Raw genomic sequence first — 17,566 nt, forward strand, 5'->3', positions numbered from 1 at the left:
ATGGCTGCACTGGGCAAAATCATGGTCGTGGACGACGAGCCGAATATTGTGGAAGTGATCCGGCTTTATTTGGAGCATGCCGGCTTCGAGCCGGTGATCGTATACCGCGGCGGCGAAGTGATGGATACGCTGCAGCGCAGCGAGCCGGAGCTCGTGCTGCTTGACGTGATGCTGCCGGATTTGTCCGGCTTCGAGCTGTGCCAGCTGATACGCGGATTGGACGGGCCGCGCGCGTCGACGCCGATTATTTTTTTGACGGCCAAAGGGGAATCGATCGACAAGCTGCGCGGCTTCAACCTGGGCGTGGACGATTATATCGTCAAGCCTTTCGACCCGAACGAACTGGTGGCGCGCATCAAAGCGGTGCTCAGACGCACCCAGTTCCAAACGGCTGCGGCCGTACCGGTGAAGACAGCGGCAGAAAAGAAAAAGCTGCTGCAGGTCGGCAAGCTCGTTATCGACCAGGAGCAGTACAAAGTAACGGTCGACGGCATGAAGATGGACCTCACTCCGAAGGAAGTGGAGCTGCTTTACTTTCTCGCCAGCAACCCGGGAAGGGTGTACACGCGGGAAGATCTGCTCGGCTATGTGTGGAATTTCGATTTTATCGGCGGGACCCGGACCGTGGACGCGCATGTGAAAAACTTGCGCAAAAAGCTGGGGCCCCGCGAGGAATGGACGATCCAAACGGTTTGGGGCATCGGCTATTCCTTTGAGGTGAATCCGCATGCTTAGGCGCTGGTTCGGCAGCCTGTACATCAAGATTTTTTTGTCGTTTCTGGCGACGTGCGTGCTGTTTTTTATCGGGCTCGCTGTTTTCTGGAATTACTACTTCACGGACTTATTTTATAAGGATAAAAAAGATTTGCTGCAGGCCCGGTCGGCCGAGGTGTCCAAGCTGCTGCCGAATTACCAGGAAGGAACCATTTCGATCCGCGAGCTGCGCTTCGGCATCCGAATTGTCGCACGCAGCATCAACGGGCATGTTTGGCTTGTCGACGAGAAAGGCAACATCATGAACGGCTCCTCGGAGAAAGAAGGCACGATGATCCCGAAGCAGATGGATCCGCTGTTCATTGACGGTTTAAAGGGGCACACCGGTTTTACGGTAAGCGGGTACCGCTTTGACGATTCGCAGAAGGATACACTGACCTATTACGCTCCGGAGCGGTTTAACGGCCATCCGATCGTCGTGTTTTTTCACGTGCCTGCCGTTGAAATCAGCGAAGCGATCGCCGCCGTCCGGCTTAATATTATGATGCCGATTTTGTTTTCGCTGCTTGCGGTCGGACTTATCCTTTACATCCTTTCGCGCAAGCTCGCGGGTCCTCTTCAGCAGATGAACCGGGCGGCGATTGAGCTCGCGAACGGCGATTTTACAACTCGCGTGCCGGTGAATTCGACGGACGAAATCGGCCAGCTCGCGCAAAGCTTCAACTTCATGGTGGACCAGCTCCAGAGCTGGGAGGATAACCGCCAGGAGTTTCTGGCCAACGTTTCCCATGAGCTGCGATCGCCGCTGACGACGCTGCGCGGCCTTATTGTGGCGATGAACGACAAGGTGGTGCCGGAGGACAAGTATTCGCATTATTTGAAAATATGCGAGTACGAGGTGCAGCGGCTGCAGCGGCTGGTGAGCGATCTGCTCGATTTGGCGCGCATCCAGAACGGCGTCGACGTTTTCCGTACCCGTCCGGTCGTCATCAAGGAAAAAATTCAGGAAGTGCTCGACGTCATCCATACCCGCATCGAAGAGAAACAGCTTGATCTGCACGTCAGTTTGCTTGACGGAGAGTTCGGGCCTTTGACGGCCGACCTGGATCCGGACCGGTTTGCGCAGGTGATGCAGAATCTGCTGTACAACGCCATTCAATTTACTTCGTCCGGCCAGCGCATTGATGTACTCTTATATGAAGAAGGGGATGGGGCAGTCATTGTCGTCCGCGATACCGGCATCGGCATGCGCGAGGAAGATTTGGCCCGTATTTGGGAGCGCTTTTACAAGGCGGAACAATCCCGTACCCCGAGCTCCGAAGGGACGGGTCTTGGTCTTACGATCGTAAAGCATCTGGTCGGCGGCATGGGCGGGAACGTCTCGGTTCGCAGCGCCGTAGGGGAGGGTACCGAATTTACATTGCGTTTTCCGCTGTCGGAGATTTAAAGATGAGTGACTGCGGAGGGCCAGGGGGTTATCAAACGTTTACACTTTTTTTACAATCTATCCATAGTTTCATCAAGAATACGAGGTATTCTTTCTTCATATAGCAGTAACGCCGGATTTTTCGAAGGAAGGGTGGGGTCGATTGATATTCAAAAGGTGGTTTCTGCCGATCGTCATGATTTGTCTGATCGTGAGCGGTTGCGTGAGCGCGAAGCCGCAAGAAGACAAACCGGCCGTCCTTCCGCCGGCGGAGGAAGAGGTGCAGAACCTGAGCGAGAAGCAATTGGTGCTGCTCTTTCAAATCCTGATGCAGATGGATAAGCGGGAAGGTCTCGCGATCAGCAAGTCCCAGGCGACAGTTCTGCTCCCGATTATCCGCAAAAACAGTTCCGAAGGAATTTTGACAAATGCAGACCAGAAAAAAATTGTCGATATACTGACTCCGGATCAAAAACAATTTTACGACGACTATCAGGAACGCGTGAAAAAAAAGATGCAGTCGGCCAAAAAAGAGAAAATCAACCTGGACGAGTTAAGCGAAAGCGAACGGGAAAAGCTGATCAAGGAATTCAAGGAACGGAGAAAAGGAGAGGACGGCCAGCCGCTCCATCCTCCGCCTTCGCACAAAGCGGGCGACGAGCCGCCGAGCGGAAAAAACGTCGAGCAGCAGCTGATCGAGCTGCTCGAAGCAAAAGCGAAGCAATAAGAGCGCCGGAGGCGGTAAGCCTCTTCGGCGCTCTTTTGTGCTTAGCGGTTGGTTAAGGTTTGCGTGGTTGATATGTTGTTGTATTCTCCCGCTGCATCGCGCCGAAAGTAAAGCGAGTCCGGCACCATTTCGGCGTCAGCCGAAACGTGCCGGACAGTTCGCGGGTCCGAGGCACATAGTACCGACCGCTGCATCGCGCCAAAAGTAGAGCGTGTCCGGCATTGGAATTATTGCCTGACAGCAATAATTCCATGCCGGACAAACGCGAACTAGCAGCGAGCTGCCGCTCCCGTCGGGCGGGACCAGGGCGCCCGAGCGCCTGGGGTCCCCCTTTAAGGGGGATTTAGGGGGTAATCCTACCCAATTGGGGGAAAGGGGAGATATAGGGTTATACCCCCGTGTACCCCTCGACAACAACATCGAGTTTCCCCGTCTCCGGATTGATGACCAAACCGTGAACCGGCAAATTTTTCGGCAGTAGCGGATGGTTGCGGATAATGTTGACGCTGCCCAATACGCTGTCGTGCACATAGTCGAAACCGGTCAGCCAGCGGTTCAGGTCGATGCCGGCATGCTGCAGCGTATCGATCGTATCGATGGATACGCCGCGGCTCTTGGCTTTGGACACGACCTCCTCCGGGTTGAGGCCGGTCATGCCGCATTCATAGTGGCCGATGACGAAAATTTCCTTCGCGGCCAGCTGATACACCGCAACGATGATGCTGCGCATAATACTGCCGAACGGGTGGGAGACGACGGCGCCGGCGTTTTTGATGATTTTGGCGTCGCCGTTGCGAAGGTTCAGCGCTTTGGGCAGCAGCTCCGTCAGCCGTGCGTCCATGCAGGTGATAATGACCATTTTCTTGTCGGGGAATTTCGTCGTACGGAACTGCTCGTACTGCTTATTTTCTACGAATTGCTGATTAAATTCGATAAGTTCGGATAACAAAGTCATGTGGTATCTCTCCTTGTAAAGATTAATGTGTTATTGATTTCTGCGGTCGCTCAGGCGAAGATGCGTCGTGTAAATTTGCTGATTGCTTTTCAATATAAAGCTTCGACGCTCCGGGTTGTAATCAATGAGCATCGCATCTTCGAAATAAATTTCGTCTTTCGCCTGAAACAGCACGTCGAACGGCTCGCCTTTCGCGCTGCGGTCCTCCGGATTTCCGTTATCTACGATCCAGAGGGCGGGTACCCCGTTTACCGCGCAGCCGCACCCTTCGTTGTCATAAACGAGCTTCAGCCTGGAGCTTGGTTCGGCAAGCTTAGGTTCCAGCTGTTCCGCGGCGGCGGGCGTAAATGTAATATGCATCCGGCTTCACTCCTTTCTTTAGAACGATTATAACATAAACAGGGTGATATTTGCTTCTGACTTACGGTCAGAGTATGATCAGGATAGCAAATAAAGGAAGGAGCCGAAGCAATGAGCGACGTTCAGACCAAATGGAAGGAATTCCGCGACTATTTGAAAAAAATCAAGAGCTACGAGGAAGCGCTTGGCGTCTTATATTGGGATTTGCGCACCGGCGCCCCGAAAAAAGGGGTGGCGACCAGATCCGAGGTGATCGGCGTGCTGTCCGGCGAATCGTTCCGGTTGTCGACATCCGAGCAAATGGGGGAATATATCGATTATTTCTCGGAAGCGTCCCGGTTCGAGCAGCTGGACCGTATCGGAAAACGCATCGTCACCGAATGCAAAAAGGATTACGAGCGCAGCAAAAAAATCCCGCCCGACAAATACGAAGCTTACGTCGTGCTGACGTCGCAAGCCGAATCGGTTTGGGAAGAGGCGAAGCATAGCGGCGATTGGGCGATGTTCCAGCCGTATTTGGAGAAGATTGTAGCGACCAATCTGGAGTTTATCGAGCTGTGGGGCTACGAAGGCCACAAATACAACACGCTGCTCGACATGTACGAGCCCGGCATGACGGTGGAGAAGCTTGATCAAGTGTTCGGAGCGCTGCGGGACAAAGCGGTGCCGCTGCTCGGACGCATCCAGGCGTCACCGAACCGGCCGGATACGAGCTTTCTGCACCAGCAGTTCGATAAGGAAAAGCAGCGCAAATTCAGCCTGTTTATTTTGGAGCAAATGGGTTACGACTTCGAGGCCGGGCGGCTTGACGAGACCGTGCATCCGTTTGCGACGGGGCTGAATCCGGGGGATGTGCGGATTACGACGCGTTATTTGCCGGACGATGTGAACAGCGCCTTGTTCGGCACGATTCATGAAGGCGGACATGCGCTCTACGAGCAAAACATTTCGCAGGAGCTGAACGGAACCCCGCTGTCGACTGGCACGTCGATGGGAATCCACGAGTCGCAGTCCCGCTTCTGGGAAAACATGATCGGGCGCAGCCGGCCGTTCTGGACGCGGTATTATGGCGATCTGCAAAAAAACTACCCGGGGCAGTTTGACAACGTGACGGTCGAGCAGTTCTACCGTGCGACCAACCTTGTCGAGCCGTCGCTCATCCGCATCGAAGCCGACGAACTGACGTACAACCTGCACATCATGGTCCGCTACGAGATCGAAAAGGCGCTGTTCAGCGGCACCGTCAAGGTGGCCGATCTGCCGGAAGTGTGGAACTCCAAATACAAGGAGTATCTCGGCGTGGAGCCGACGAACAACGGCGACGGTGTGCTGCAGGATGTGCATTGGTCCGGAGGCGCCTTCGGATATTTCCCGTCCTATGCGCTCGGAAATATGTATGCGGCGCAAATGATGAACACGATGAGACGCGAGCTGCCGAATCTGGATGGCTTGATCGAGGCCGGTCAGCTTCACCCGATCAAAGATTGGCTGGCGGAAAAAATTTATCAATACGGCAAATCGCTGAATCCGGGTGAAATCATCATGCAGGTGACGGGAGAAGAGCTGAATCCGGATTACCTGGTCCGCTATTTGGAGGAGAAGTATACGGACATATACCGCCTGTAACGGACGGGCAACTGCAAATCGCATGAAACGAATAAACCGTTGGGTTCATTGGCCCGGCGGTTTATTTTTGTTCACCCACAATTAAAGAAATCCCTTACATTCGGCGGGGCGTTCACCCCTTTCTGGGCTCGTGCATAGGTTATCATATCTCGAAACAAATGACTCAGGAGGGACTGGCCTATGAAAAAAGGAAAGTGGGCGGCATGGCTGGCTGCTTTGCTGGCTGCCGCGATTGTTCTAAGCAGCTGCGGACAGCAGGCGGGCGGCCTTAAAAAAGTACGGATCGGGGAGGTGACGCGTTCGATTTTCTACGCACCGGAGTATGTGGCGATATCGCAAGGATTTTTTAAAGATGAGGGGCTGGAGGTGGAACTGCAGACGATTCCCGGCGGGGATAAAACGATGACGGCGCTGCTCACAAACAACATCGACGTCGCGCTCGTCGGCTCGGAGACATCCATCTTCGTGCACCAGCAAGGTTCGCAGGATCCTATCATCAACTTCATGCAGCTGACGCAGACGGACGGAACGTTCCTAGTTTCGCGCAAGCCGATTGCGAATTTCGACTGGAAAACGCTCAAGGGAAGCGCGTTTCTCGGTCAAAGAAAAGGCGGCATGCCGCAAATGGCGGGAGAGTTTACGCTGAAGAAAAAAGGCATCGACCCGCAGAAGGATTTGAACCTGATCCAAAACATCGAATTCGCGAACATACCGGCTGCTTTCCTGTCGGGAACCGGCGATTACGTACAAATGTTCGAGCCGCAGGCGACCGTGATCGAAAAGCAGGGAAAAGGCTATGTGATAGCGTCCTTCGGCGTGGAAAGCGGACATTTGCCGTATACGGTATTTATGACCAAAAAAAGCACGATCGACAAAAACGCGGACACGGTGCAAAAGTTCGCAAACGCCGTACAGAAGGCGCAAAACTGGGTGCAGGCGAAAAGTGTGGACGATATTACCGAAGCGATTATTCCTTTCTTCCAGGACACGGATAAGGAAATAATCAAGGGAGTCGTCAAACGTTACAAAGACCAAGGCTCCTTTGCGACCGACGGCATCATTGACGAGCAGGAATGGAACAACCTTCAGGATGTCATGCAGTCTGCCGGCGAGCTGAAGCAAAGGGCCGACCATAAAGCGCTCGTGAACAACCGGTTTGCCGAAAAAGCGAAGCAATCGGTGAAATGACGGGTTTACGCTTCCGAACACGGGCAAGGGGGGATGAACATGAAAAACGCGGTACAGCTGGAGGACGTCACCCACGTGTACGTGGGGGGAGGAGGCGCGTCGCTTGCTGTGGAAAATATCAATTTATCCGTCGAGCCCGGAGAATTCGTCAGTCTGATCGGACCGAGCGGCTGCGGCAAGACGACGATCCTGTCGCTGGTCGCGGGTTTGTTCGCACCGACGGCCGGGACGATTCGCATTGACGGGGAGCCGATTGTCCGACCTTCGCGAAAGATCGGTTATATGCTGCAGCAGGATTGCTTATTTCCATGGCGGACGATTTATGAAAACTGTGTGGTTGGATTGGAGCTGGTAGGAAGCGTCTCGCAGCAGAAACGGGAATACGTCATGTCGCTGCTGGCCGAGATGGGGCTTACCGGAGCGGAAAATAAATACCCGCATCAGCTGTCCGGAGGTATGCGGCAGCGTGTAGCGCTTGTGAGGACGCTGGCGACCGAACCGGAAATCATGCTGCTCGACGAGCCTTTTTCCGCGCTCGATTACCAAACGAAGCTGCAGCTTGAGGATCTGGTATCGGAAACGCTGAAGGCGCATCAGAAGACGGCCGTGCTCGTGACGCACGACATTTCGGAAGCGATCGCGATGAGCGACCGGGTGATCGTTCTGCAGCCGAGCCCCGGCAAAATCCGCAAAACCGTGTCGGTGCCGGGGCCGATACGCGCAGCAACCCCGTTTACCGCACGGGAGCTTGCCGGATTTCACGATTTGTTCCATGTGCTGTGGGGCGAGTTCGAGCAGATGGAACATAAGGGAGTTGATGGCCCATGACCGAACATTCCCGCTGGACGACGCAGCTGACGGCTAAAGTGCTTACCGATTACATGAGAGCGCAGCGCCGGGAGATTTGGAAGGTGAGAACGACGCAATCTGTGATCGTTGCGCTATTTCTCGCTTTATGGGAGATCGCCGGCAGGCTGAACTGGATTGACGTGCTGCTCTTCAGCTACCCGAGCAAAATTGCCGCGCTCCTGAAGGATAAACTGCTGGACGGCTCCCTGCTCGTGCACAGCCAAGTGACGCTGTGGGAAACGATCGTCGGTTTTGTATTCGGTACGCTGCTCGGCACGTTGATCGCAACGATCATCTGGTGGTCACCGTTTTTGTCCAAGGTGCTCGATCCGTTTATCGTCGTGCTCAACAGCTTGCCCAAGGTGGCGCTCGGGCCGCTCTTTATCGTTGCGCTCGGGCCCGGCGTAATCTCGATCATCGCGACGACGCTGTCGCTCACGGTCGTCATCACCACCTTGGTCGTGTACAACAGCTTTAAAGAGGTGGATCCGAACTTCGTCAAGGTCATCCGCGTTTTCGGCGGTACGAAGGCGGACACGTTCCGCAAAGTCATTTTGCCCGCATCGTATCCGACGATCGTTTCGACTTTGAAAGTGAACGTCGGCTTGTCGTGGGTCGGGGTGATCGTCGGCGAGTTTCTCGTTTCCAAGTACGGTCTCGGTTACTTGATCATCTACGGCTTTCAAGTATTCAACTTTACGCTGGTGCTCGGCAGCTTGTTCATCATCGCCGTTTTTGCCACGCTCATGTATGAAGGGGTCGCTTATATCGAACGCCGCATGTTCCGCCGCAAATAACCCGCCGGGCCGTCCGGCATTCTAAGCCTCGCACGGCGGGAGGTTTTCGAAGAATTGAGCGCCGCGGTATAAGTAGAATACTATACGCACCCGGCAAAACGGCGGTTTTGTTGCCTTTTTTCTCCGCATCATGCAGCATTCGGGCTTGTCCTTCTTTCGAACGGACAAGAAAAAAATAGCCAGAAATCGAGAATCTTAAAAAGTTTTTGTCACCCTAGACGAATGTCCTGCATACAAATGTAATGAATGATTGTATGGAGGAGGTTGAAAGGATGTCATTAGATAAAGATGTGCAGGTCAGAGAGATCTATACGAAGGCAGTATGCGGCAGGGGGCGTCGTTTTTCCCAGGTGAGCCATACGGTTACTCCGCCTCATGCTCCGACCAGCATCCTCGGCGCGTGGATCATCAACAATCAATACGATGCGGTGAAATCCGGGGATAGCGTGGAAGTGGTAGGTACTTACGACATCAACATTTGGTACTCCTACGATCGGAATACCAAAACGGATGTTGCGAAAGAAACGGTCTCCTATGTAGAAGTCGTTCCGCTCTCGTATCTCGACAAAAAACATAGGCCTTCCACTGCGGAAGTGTCCGCCACTGCCACTCAAGAGCCGAATTGCGTGGAGGCAAACATCTCTTCGAGCGGCAGCAGCGTCGTACTCCGCGTGGAGCGCGAGTTTAAGGTCGAGATGATCGCGGAGACCAAGGTTTACGTTTACGTGAACCCGAACGGCGGCGAAGATCTTGACGACAAGACGATCGATTTCGAGGATAGCGGCGAGGACATCGACTACGAGGATCTGGACCCGGATCTGCTTGATGAAGAGTTGAACTAACCGCTTACCATCTACCGCATTATATGCCGAAAATTCCGTTTCGGCAGGGGGCATCAGCCCCTTTTTTGCAAGTATCCGATTTTTGCGGATTCGCACATGCCGAACATTTGCAAGAAAACCAACCTCTAAGTCCGCGGTCGTTTTCCATCAATGGCCTCGTTAGAGGTTTTCTTGTTTCTCCGGCGCGATTCCGTTCCATTTCGCTTGTTTCACCAGACTTTTAGTCTTCGGGGGTGAGTAAGATTAGCGTCTGTTTTGTCCATACCAACGAACCGCAGCTGCGTCATTTGCTCAGCCGCCTGGAGGTTGCCCAGACGAGCCGAATGCCGGATCCCGGGGAATATGACGTCATCGTTCAATGGGGAGCTTTTCTTCAGGAGCGGTCCGGGCAGCGGCTGCTGCAGCCGGTCCAGAGCGTGCTGCGCGCACAGGATCGCAAAAGGACGGAGGAACTTCTGGCGCTTCACGGCATCGCATGCGAGCTCGATTCCGGGCAGCGAAACGATAATTACCGCTACATGTACAGGGTGCCGGTATTCCATTTGGAGGCGCTCACCGTTTATTTGAAAAAATCGGACGTCCTGCTCGCCCCACGGCCATCCGTTCATTCGCAAAAAGGCGGAGCGTTCGCCGAGCTCGGCCCGGATGCTTCCGGATACCACGTGAACCGGGCGAAACGGGAGGCGGTGAAGGCGATTTACGCGCTCGGGCTCGATTACGGCATCGTTACGGTGGGCATCGAAGACGCCAAATCGCCGGTCCGGGTGCTGCAGGTGGAGGCGGTGCCGGACCTCGACGAGCGGCTTGCCGAGCTGTTTGCCGCGGCCATTGTCCGGTATGAGCAAGGTTTGGAAAAAGAAGCATATCTGCAAGGAACGCCGGTCAAGCTCGGCATGGATCCGGAGTTCGTACTGCGGGACGCTTCCGGAGAAATCGTATTCGCCGACCGATTTATGGACAAAGACGGCCGGGTCGGCTGCGACTCGCTTATCCTGCCGGATTTGCGCAAAATTTTCCCGCTGGCGGAACTTCGCCCGAGCCCGAGCGAGGACGTCCGGCAGCTCGTGATCAACCTGCAAAAAACGATGCGGCTGGCCGCCGGAAAAATTACCGACCCGCATCTGGAGTGGCTTGCCGGGGGGATGCCGGTGCCCGGTTTTCCGCTGGGAGGCCACATCCACTTCAGCTCCGTCTGGATGAACGTGCATCTTGTGCGGGCGCTGGACAACTACGTGGCGCTGCCGCTGGTGCTGCTTGAGGACGTGTCGACGCGCGGGCGCAGGCCGCAGTACGGCTGTCTCGGCGACGTGCGCCGCAAATCATACGGCGGGTTCGAATACCGGACGCTGCCGAGCTGGATTTTATCGCCTACGGTGACAAAAGGCGTGCTCGCGCTCGCCAAGCTGGTCGCCACGCATTATTTGGAGCTCAGCCGCCAGCCGCTGCAAAACGTGGACATTCAAACCTTCTATTATACGGGAGACAAAAAACAGCTGCGCAGTACGGTCACCCTGCTCTTGAAGGATATCCGCGAAACGTCATCCTATCCGCAATACGAGAAATATTTGCAGCCCTTTAAAGAGCTGCTGCTGCGCATGGAGCCTTGGAAGGAGCAGGAGGATTTCCGGAAAAGGTGGAAAATTCGGACCGCGTCCGAAGATAGAGGTGCAAGCTATCAAATCATGGTATAATAGATTCCGACGCGCTTCGGGAGTCAGGATTGGCGAGGAAGCGGCGTCGGAGTCATTTTTTTGTGTATAAGCTGGAGGATCAAGTCGGATGGCCAAATATACGCCCATGATGGAGCAGTACCTCGCGATCAAAGCCGAGGTGCCGGATGCTTTTTTATTTTTTCGGTTAGGCGATTTCTATGAAATGTTTTTCGAAGACGCCGTAAATGCCGCCCGCGAATTGGAAATTACGCTGACCGGACGCGAGGCGGGGGCGGAAGAACGGGTGCCGATGTGCGGCGTGCCCTATCATTCGGCGGAAAGCTATATTGCAAGACTTGTGGAAAAAGGCTACAAAGTCGCGATTTGCGAGCAGGTGGAGGATCCCGCGGAAGCGAAGGGCGTCGTGCGCCGCGAAGTCGTCCGCATCGTCACGCCGGGAACGGTGATGGATTCCCGCTCGCTCGGGGAAACGTCGAACAACTACATCGTATCGATCGTCTCCGGCAGCGAAGGTTACGGCCTAGCCGCCTGCGATATTTCCACCGGCGAGCTGCATGTGACGCTGCTGGACGGTTCGCTGCAGCTATTGCTCGACGAAATCAACGTCTACAGCCCTTCCGAGCTTATGGGCCCGGAAGAGCTGCTGGATTCGGTGCGCGAGCATACGGCGCTGTGGACGAGATCGATAACGCTGACCCCTTGGACTCGCGGGGATTTTGACCTGAAGGGCCATTTTGCCGAAGAGGAATGGAAGTCCGTCCACCCAGGCACGCTGCGCGCGGTGCAGGCGCTGATGAGCTACCTGCAGGAAACGCAGAAGCGGTCGCTGACGCATATCAAGCATATTCGCAGCTATGAACAAAACCAATATATGATCATGGACCCGTTCACCCGCCGAAATCTGGAGCTTGTGGAAACGGTGCGCGACCGGGTGAAAAAAGGAACCTTGCTGTGGCTGCTCGATAAAACGGTTACGGCGATGGGCGGCCGCACGCTGCGCCGCTGGATAGAGAAGCCGCTCATGAACGCGGCGAAAATCGGCGAACGCCTCGAAGCGGTGGACAAGCTGTACGACCAGCTCATCGTGCGCGAGGAGCTGCGCCAGCATCTCAAGCAGGTGTACGACCTGGAGCGGCTGACCGCGCGGATTTCTTACGGGAACGCCAACGCGCGGGACCTGCTTGCGCTGAAGCTGTCGCTGCAGCAAATGCCGCTGCTTAAGGAAATTTGCGAGTCCGCCGGTTCCGGGACGCTGTCCCGCCTGACGGCGCAAATGGATTTGTGCGAAGACATCGCCGGTTGGATCGAAGCAGCGATCGTGGACGATCCTCCCGTATCCGTGCGCGACGGTGGCATGCTGAAGGAAGGCTACCACGCTTATCTCGACCAGCTCAAGGAAGCGAACAAGAGCGGCAAGCAATGGATCGCCGAGCTGGAGCGCCAGGAGCGCGAAGCGACGGGGGTGAAGTCGCTCAAAATCGGCTACAACAAAGTGTTCGGGTATTACATCGAAGTGACGCGGGCCAATCTCGGCTCGCTGCCGGAAGGCCGCTACGAGCGCAAGCAGACGCTGGCGAACGCCGAACGTTTCGTTACGCCGGAGCTGAAGGCGAAGGAAGCGCTCATTCTCGAAGCGGAAGACAAGATGGTCGATCTCGAATACGAGCTGTTCACCCAGCTCCGGGACAGGCTGGCCTCTCAGGTGACGAGGCTTCAGGCTCTAGCGGAAATCGTCGCTACGATCGACGTGCTGCAGTCGCTCGCTACGGTCAGTGCGGCAAACCAGTTCCGCAAGCCGGAAATCGCCGAATCGGGCGATTTGGTCATTGAAGAAGGCCGCCATCCGGTCGTCGAGGCGGTGATGACAAGCGGCCTGTTTATCGCCAACGAGACGAAGCTGACCGCGGAGGACGGCACGATGCTGCTCATTACCGGACCGAACATGGCCGGTAAAAGCACGTACATGCGCCAGGTCGCCATCATCTGCATCATGGCGCAGATCGGCAGCTTCGTCCCGGCGATGAAGGCGCGCATTCCGATTCTCGACCGCATCTTCACGCGGATCGGAGCGGCCGACGATCTGATCGGCGGGCAGAGCACCTTTATGGTTGAGATGATGGACATCCAGGTAATGTGCGAGAAAGCGACCGGACGGAGCCTCGTCATCATCGATGAGCTCGGCCGAGGCACCTCGACGGGCGAAGGGATGGCGATCGCGCAGGCGGTGATCGAGTATTTGCACGACGAGGTCGGCTGCAAAACGCTCGTGTCGACGCACTTTCACGAGCTCGCACACCTCGAAGAGAGCCTCGCGAATCTGCGCAACTATTGCATGGCGGTCAAGGAAAGCGGCCGGCAGGTGACGTTTTTGCGCAAGCTGATCCGCGGGGCGGCCAGCACGAGCTACGGCATTTACTGCGCGCAGATCGCCGGTCTGCCGGATTCGATCATCCGGCGCTCGTATGACCTGCTGAGCGCTTTCGAAGCGCGGGCTGAGCTGGCTGCCGCTTCGCAGCAGGCCGCTGCCGCAGGGACGCCGCAGGCTGCCGCGCCCGAGGCGCCGCCGCAGGCTGAAGCTATCGTGCAGCTGAGCTTGTTTGGCGGCGAGAGCCCGGCGGACAAGCCGCGCCGCAAGCACGACGCGAAGCTTGAAGCGGCCGCAGATCCCAAGGCGGCAGAGGCGGCGCAGCGGCTCAGGCAGGCTGATTTGATCAATATGACGCCGCTTGAGGCGATGAACTTTTTATACGAACTAAAAAAGATGTTGTAAAGCTTGCTCAATAAGTCAAGCGCAGTTACTATCAAACTTAGAACAAAGGGTGAGCGCTATGAAACTGCTCCAAATGGCCAAAATCAAAAAAACAATGTCCGCCGCACTGCTGCTGTTAATGCTTGCCCCGATGCCGGCGCTGGCCGCCGATAAAAACGCTGCCGCTCCCGCCGATCCCGTCAAGGAAGTGCTCAATCTGCTGGAGAAAAACCACGTCAGCGCACCGACGCACGACAGCTTGTCGGCCTCCGCGATCAAAGGCATGGTCGAATCGCTCAAGGATCCGTATACGGTTTATTTTACGAAGGACGAATGGAAGCAGTTCACGAACAGCCTGGAGCAAAACTATGTCGGCATCGGCGTCCGCGTCGGCGAAGACAAGGAAGGCATCCTCGTCGTGGAAGTGTTTGCGGATACGCCGGCCGCTGCCGTCGGGCTTCAGCGCGGCGACATCATCACTGCGGTGGAAGGCAAGCCGATCGCCGGAGAAAAGCTGGACGACGTGATCAAGAAAATTCTCGGTGAGGAAGGCACGCAGGTCGGTCTGACCGTGAAGCGGGGAGACAGCTCCTTTGACGTGAAGCCGACCCGCAAGCAGGTGCAAATCCCGGTCGTAACCAGCCATCTGTTTGACGGCGGAGTAGGCTACATCCAGGTCACCAGCTTCTCCAGCGAGGCGGACGAGCAGTTTGCCAGCCATATGGAGACGCTCAAGAAAAACGGCATGAAATCGCTCGTCATCGACCTGCGCGACAATCCGGGCGGTTTGCTCGACACGGCGCGCGGCATCGCCAAGCTATTCGTAAAAGAAGGAACGCTCATTCATACGAAAGACCGCGACAATGCCGATGATCCGGTGCCGATCACAAACGGCACGACGCAGCCGTTCCCGGTGACGATGCTCGTCAACGAGAACAGCGCCAGCGCCTCCGAGGTGCTGACCGGCGCTTTGCAGGACTACCTGCAGGTGCATGTCGTCGGCACGAAAACGTTCGGCAAAGGCAGCGTGCAAAACGTGTTCCCATTGTCGAACGGCGGAGCGCTGAAAGTGACGATTGAAGAATATTTGACTCCGAAAAAACGTCCGGTCAACCAGGTCGGGCTGACGCCGGATATTCCTGCCGAAGGCGATGTGCCTCAGCTCGTCACGGCGCTGCGCACGGCGGGCCTCTCCGGGTTTAAGCTGGACATCGACCGGCGCAATATTTCGCTCAACGGGTTCGATTTGACCGACAGCTTTAACGTTGTGCAGCAAAACGACCGCCTATACGTGCCTGCCCGCGTGCTCGCCGCGCTCGTAAATGCGGCGGTTACGTGGAACGATGCGGCTCAGTCGGTGGAGATCGCCTCCTCGGCAGGTTCCATATCTTATGCGGTGGGTTCGAACACGGAAGACATGATTTTCCAAAACGGCACGACGTATGTGGACGTAAGCCGCTTTGCGGAAACGTTCAGCCAGCTGAAATGGTCGCAAAGCGGCGGGCAGATTTCGCTTTCCGTCGGCTAATCGAACCAAGCGGTGTGATTCATCGCAATTACCGGGAAAGGGAATACAACGGCTATGGGCAAAATACAAATATTAGACGAGCATATCGCTAACCAGATCGCGGCGGGTGAAGTGGTCGAGCGCCCTTCCTCCGTCGTGAAGGAGCTTGTCGAAAACTCCATCGACGCCGGCAGCACGCGCATCGACGTAACGATCGAAGAGGGCGGGCTGTCGCTCATCCGCGTGACGGACAATGGCTCCGGCATGGAAAGCGACGATTGCGAGGTCGCCTTCTTTCGCCATGCGACGAGCAAAATATCCAGCGGCAAAGATTTGTTCTCCATCCGCACGCTCGGCTTCCGTGGGGAGGCGCTGCCCAGCATCGCCGCCGTGGCCAAGGTCGAATGCACGACATCGGCGGCGGCAACCGGCCTCGGCCGCAAAATCGTCATCGAGGGCGGAGCGATCAAGTCGCTTGAGGAAACGGCGGCGCCGAGAGGCACGGATATCGCCGTGCGGGAGTTGTTTTTCAATACGCCGGCGCGGCTGAAATACATGAAGACGATACAGACCGAGCTCAGCCACGTATCGGACTACATGTACCGGCTGGCGCTGGCGCATCCCGGCATCGCGTTTACGCTTCGGCACAATGGAAACACGCTGCTGCAGACGCTCGGAAACGGCGACCTCCTGCAGGTGATCGCTGCGATCTACGGAACGGCTATCGCCAAAAGCATGATCCCGCTTCGCGGAGAAAATCTCGACTATATGGTGCAGGGTTACATCTCCAAGCCGGACATGACGCGTGCGAACCGAAACGGCATTTCGACCGTCATCAACGGCAGATACATACGAAATTACGTGCTCATTCATGCTCTGCTGTCAGGCTATCATACGCTGCTGCCGATAGGTCGATTTCCGCTTGCGGCGCTGCATATCCATATGACTCCTTCGCTTGTCGACGTCAACGTGCATCCGTCCAAGCTGGAGGTTCGCTTCAGCAAGGAGCAGGAGCTCATTTATTTTATCGAACAGCAGGTCAAGGCCGTTTTGCAAAAGCAGGTGCTGATTCCGTCCGGAGGATCATCGGGAAAAACAAAACCTGCGGTCGTCCAGGAACAGATGGCGCTGTATCGCCCGCAAGCGTCGGAAGGAGCGCCGGATAAGCAGCCGGCGGATCGGACGGGAACGTCGTCGCGGGAGCCGGCGGGCTCGCCTGGAGAAGGCGGGGGGCAACCGGCGGATTCTGCATACGGTTCGTTTCATGCGCCGAAATCGGATGGGCCGCTCCCATGGGACGAACGCGGCGCAGCAGCGTTCCGGCCCGCAAAGCCCGGCGCGGATTTGTCCGGGGGCGGCAGCGGCTCGCCCGACTATCGGGGCGGATCTTTGCCGGCCGGCCCAAGCAGGAACAGTGCCGCTTCACCGACCCCACGGCCGGGAGGCGCCGCCGCCGCTCCGCGCACATCTGCCGATGCAGCGCGGCCTGCGGATGCAGCCAAGCTGAGCGAAGCGTTTATGAGCGCCGTGCTGCCGGAACCCGAGGAAGCGCCTCCCGCGCTGCCGGAATTTCCGAAGCTGACGCCGATCGGACAGCTTCACGGCACGTACATCGTCGCGCAAAACGAGGAAGGTTTGTTTTTGATGGATCAGCACGCCGCCCACGAGCGGATTAATTACGAACGGTATTACGAGCTGTTCGGCAAGCCGCAGGAGGCAAGCCAGGAGCTGCTCGTTCCGATTACGCTGGAGTTTACGTCCGTCGAGGCGGAGCGGCTGAAAGAAAAGCTGCCGCTTTTTGAACAGGTCGGCGTTTATTTGGAGGCGTTCGGTGGGAATACCTTTATAGTAAGAGCGCATCCGCATTGGATGCCCCAGGACGAAGTGAAAGAGCTGATCGAAGAAATGGCCGAATGGGCGCTGTCCGAGAAAAAATCGCTCGATGTCGCCAAGCTGCGGGAAAAAGCCGCCATCATGTGCTCGTGCAAAGCGTCGATCAAGGCGAATCAGTCGCTCACCATCCTTGAGATGGAGGCGCTGTTCGACAAGCTCGCCGCCTGCAAAAATCCGTACACGTGTCCGCACGGCCGGCCGATTGTGATCAGCTTCTCCACTTACGAGCTGGAAAAAATGTTCAAGCGGGTGATGTAGAG

The 17,566-nt window shown here is 56.2% G+C and carries 14 protein-coding genes; 12 read left to right on the forward strand and 2 right to left on the reverse strand.

What is annotated here, in order from left to right; genetic code table 11:
- The 3 genes from MYS68_RS09140 to MYS68_RS09150 all read left to right on the forward strand — a co-directional run bounded on the left by MYS68_RS09140 (position 1) and on the right by MYS68_RS09150 (position 2,867).
- Complete coding sequence (locus tag MYS68_RS09140) at positions 1–735, forward strand: response regulator transcription factor (RefSeq protein WP_248925540.1); 735 nt, start codon at positions 1–3, stop codon at positions 733–735.
- Positions 728–2,161, forward strand: a complete 1,434-nt coding sequence (locus MYS68_RS09145) for a sensor histidine kinase (protein ID WP_248925541.1) — start codon at positions 728–730, stop codon at positions 2,159–2,161. The genes MYS68_RS09140 and MYS68_RS09145 overlap by 8 nt, the downstream gene beginning before the upstream one ends.
- A gap of 142 nt (positions 2,162–2,303) precedes the next feature.
- Positions 2,304–2,867: a hypothetical protein gene (locus tag MYS68_RS09150; RefSeq protein WP_248925542.1), complete on the forward strand. Its 564-nt coding sequence runs from the start codon at positions 2,304–2,306 to the stop codon at positions 2,865–2,867.
- Between the two features lie 388 nt (positions 2,868–3,255).
- On the opposite strand, the gene MYS68_RS09155 is transcribed toward MYS68_RS09150, so the two are convergent.
- Positions 3,256–3,822: a beta-class carbonic anhydrase gene (locus tag MYS68_RS09155; RefSeq protein ID WP_248925543.1), complete on the reverse strand. Its 567-nt coding sequence runs from the start codon at positions 3,820–3,822 to the stop codon at positions 3,256–3,258.
- A 30-nt stretch (positions 3,823–3,852) separates the two neighbouring features.
- The gene (locus MYS68_RS09160; protein WP_248925544.1) at positions 3,853–4,182 is read right to left on the reverse strand and encodes an iron-sulfur cluster biosynthesis family protein; all 330 of its coding nucleotides are present in this window, start codon (positions 4,180–4,182) and stop codon (positions 3,853–3,855) included.
- A 111-nt stretch (positions 4,183–4,293) separates the two neighbouring features.
- On the opposite strand from MYS68_RS09160, the gene MYS68_RS09165 reads away from it, so the two are divergent.
- The 9 genes from MYS68_RS09165 (at position 4,294) to mutL (ending at position 17,564) form a co-directional block, all read left to right on the forward strand.
- Positions 4,294–5,808, forward strand: coding sequence for a carboxypeptidase M32 (locus MYS68_RS09165; RefSeq protein WP_248925545.1), 1,515 nt, complete (start codon positions 4,294–4,296; stop codon positions 5,806–5,808).
- 180 nt (positions 5,809–5,988) lie between these two features.
- Positions 5,989–6,996 carry an ABC transporter substrate-binding protein gene (locus tag MYS68_RS09170; protein ID WP_248925546.1) on the forward strand — a complete coding sequence of 336 codons (1,008 nt, stop codon included), beginning with the start codon at positions 5,989–5,991 and terminating at the stop codon, positions 6,994–6,996.
- A 39-nt stretch (positions 6,997–7,035) separates the two neighbouring features.
- Positions 7,036–7,824: an ABC transporter ATP-binding protein gene (locus tag MYS68_RS09175; protein ID WP_248925547.1), complete on the forward strand. Its 789-nt coding sequence runs from the start codon at positions 7,036–7,038 to the stop codon at positions 7,822–7,824.
- Positions 7,821–8,642, forward strand: coding sequence for an ABC transporter permease (locus MYS68_RS09180; RefSeq protein WP_248925548.1), 822 nt, complete (start codon positions 7,821–7,823; stop codon positions 8,640–8,642). The genes MYS68_RS09175 and MYS68_RS09180 overlap by 4 nt, the downstream gene beginning before the upstream one ends.
- Before the next feature lie 272 nt (positions 8,643–8,914).
- On the forward strand, positions 8,915–9,484 hold the full coding sequence (locus MYS68_RS09185; protein ID WP_248925549.1) for an outer spore coat protein CotE: 570 nt from the start codon (positions 8,915–8,917) through the stop codon (positions 9,482–9,484).
- 233 nt (positions 9,485–9,717) lie between these two features.
- Complete coding sequence (locus MYS68_RS09190) at positions 9,718–11,175, forward strand: putative amidoligase domain-containing protein (RefSeq protein WP_248925550.1); 1,458 nt, start codon at positions 9,718–9,720, stop codon at positions 11,173–11,175.
- A gap of 88 nt (positions 11,176–11,263) precedes the next feature.
- On the forward strand, positions 11,264–13,927 hold the full coding sequence (mutS, locus tag MYS68_RS09195; RefSeq protein WP_248925551.1) for a DNA mismatch repair protein MutS: 2,664 nt from the start codon (positions 11,264–11,266) through the stop codon (positions 13,925–13,927).
- 58 nt (positions 13,928–13,985) lie between these two features.
- Positions 13,986–15,434, forward strand: coding sequence for a S41 family peptidase (locus tag MYS68_RS09200; protein WP_248925552.1), 1,449 nt, complete (start codon positions 13,986–13,988; stop codon positions 15,432–15,434).
- A gap of 54 nt (positions 15,435–15,488) precedes the next feature.
- Complete coding sequence (gene mutL, locus MYS68_RS09205) at positions 15,489–17,564, forward strand: DNA mismatch repair endonuclease MutL (RefSeq protein ID WP_248925553.1); 2,076 nt, start codon at positions 15,489–15,491, stop codon at positions 17,562–17,564.
- Positions 17,565–17,566: the final 2 nt, after the last annotated feature.

It is taken from the genome of Paenibacillus hamazuiensis (assembly GCF_023276405.1).
Classification (GTDB): Bacteria; Bacillota; Bacilli; order Paenibacillales; family NBRC-103111; genus Paenibacillus_AF; species Paenibacillus_AF hamazuiensis.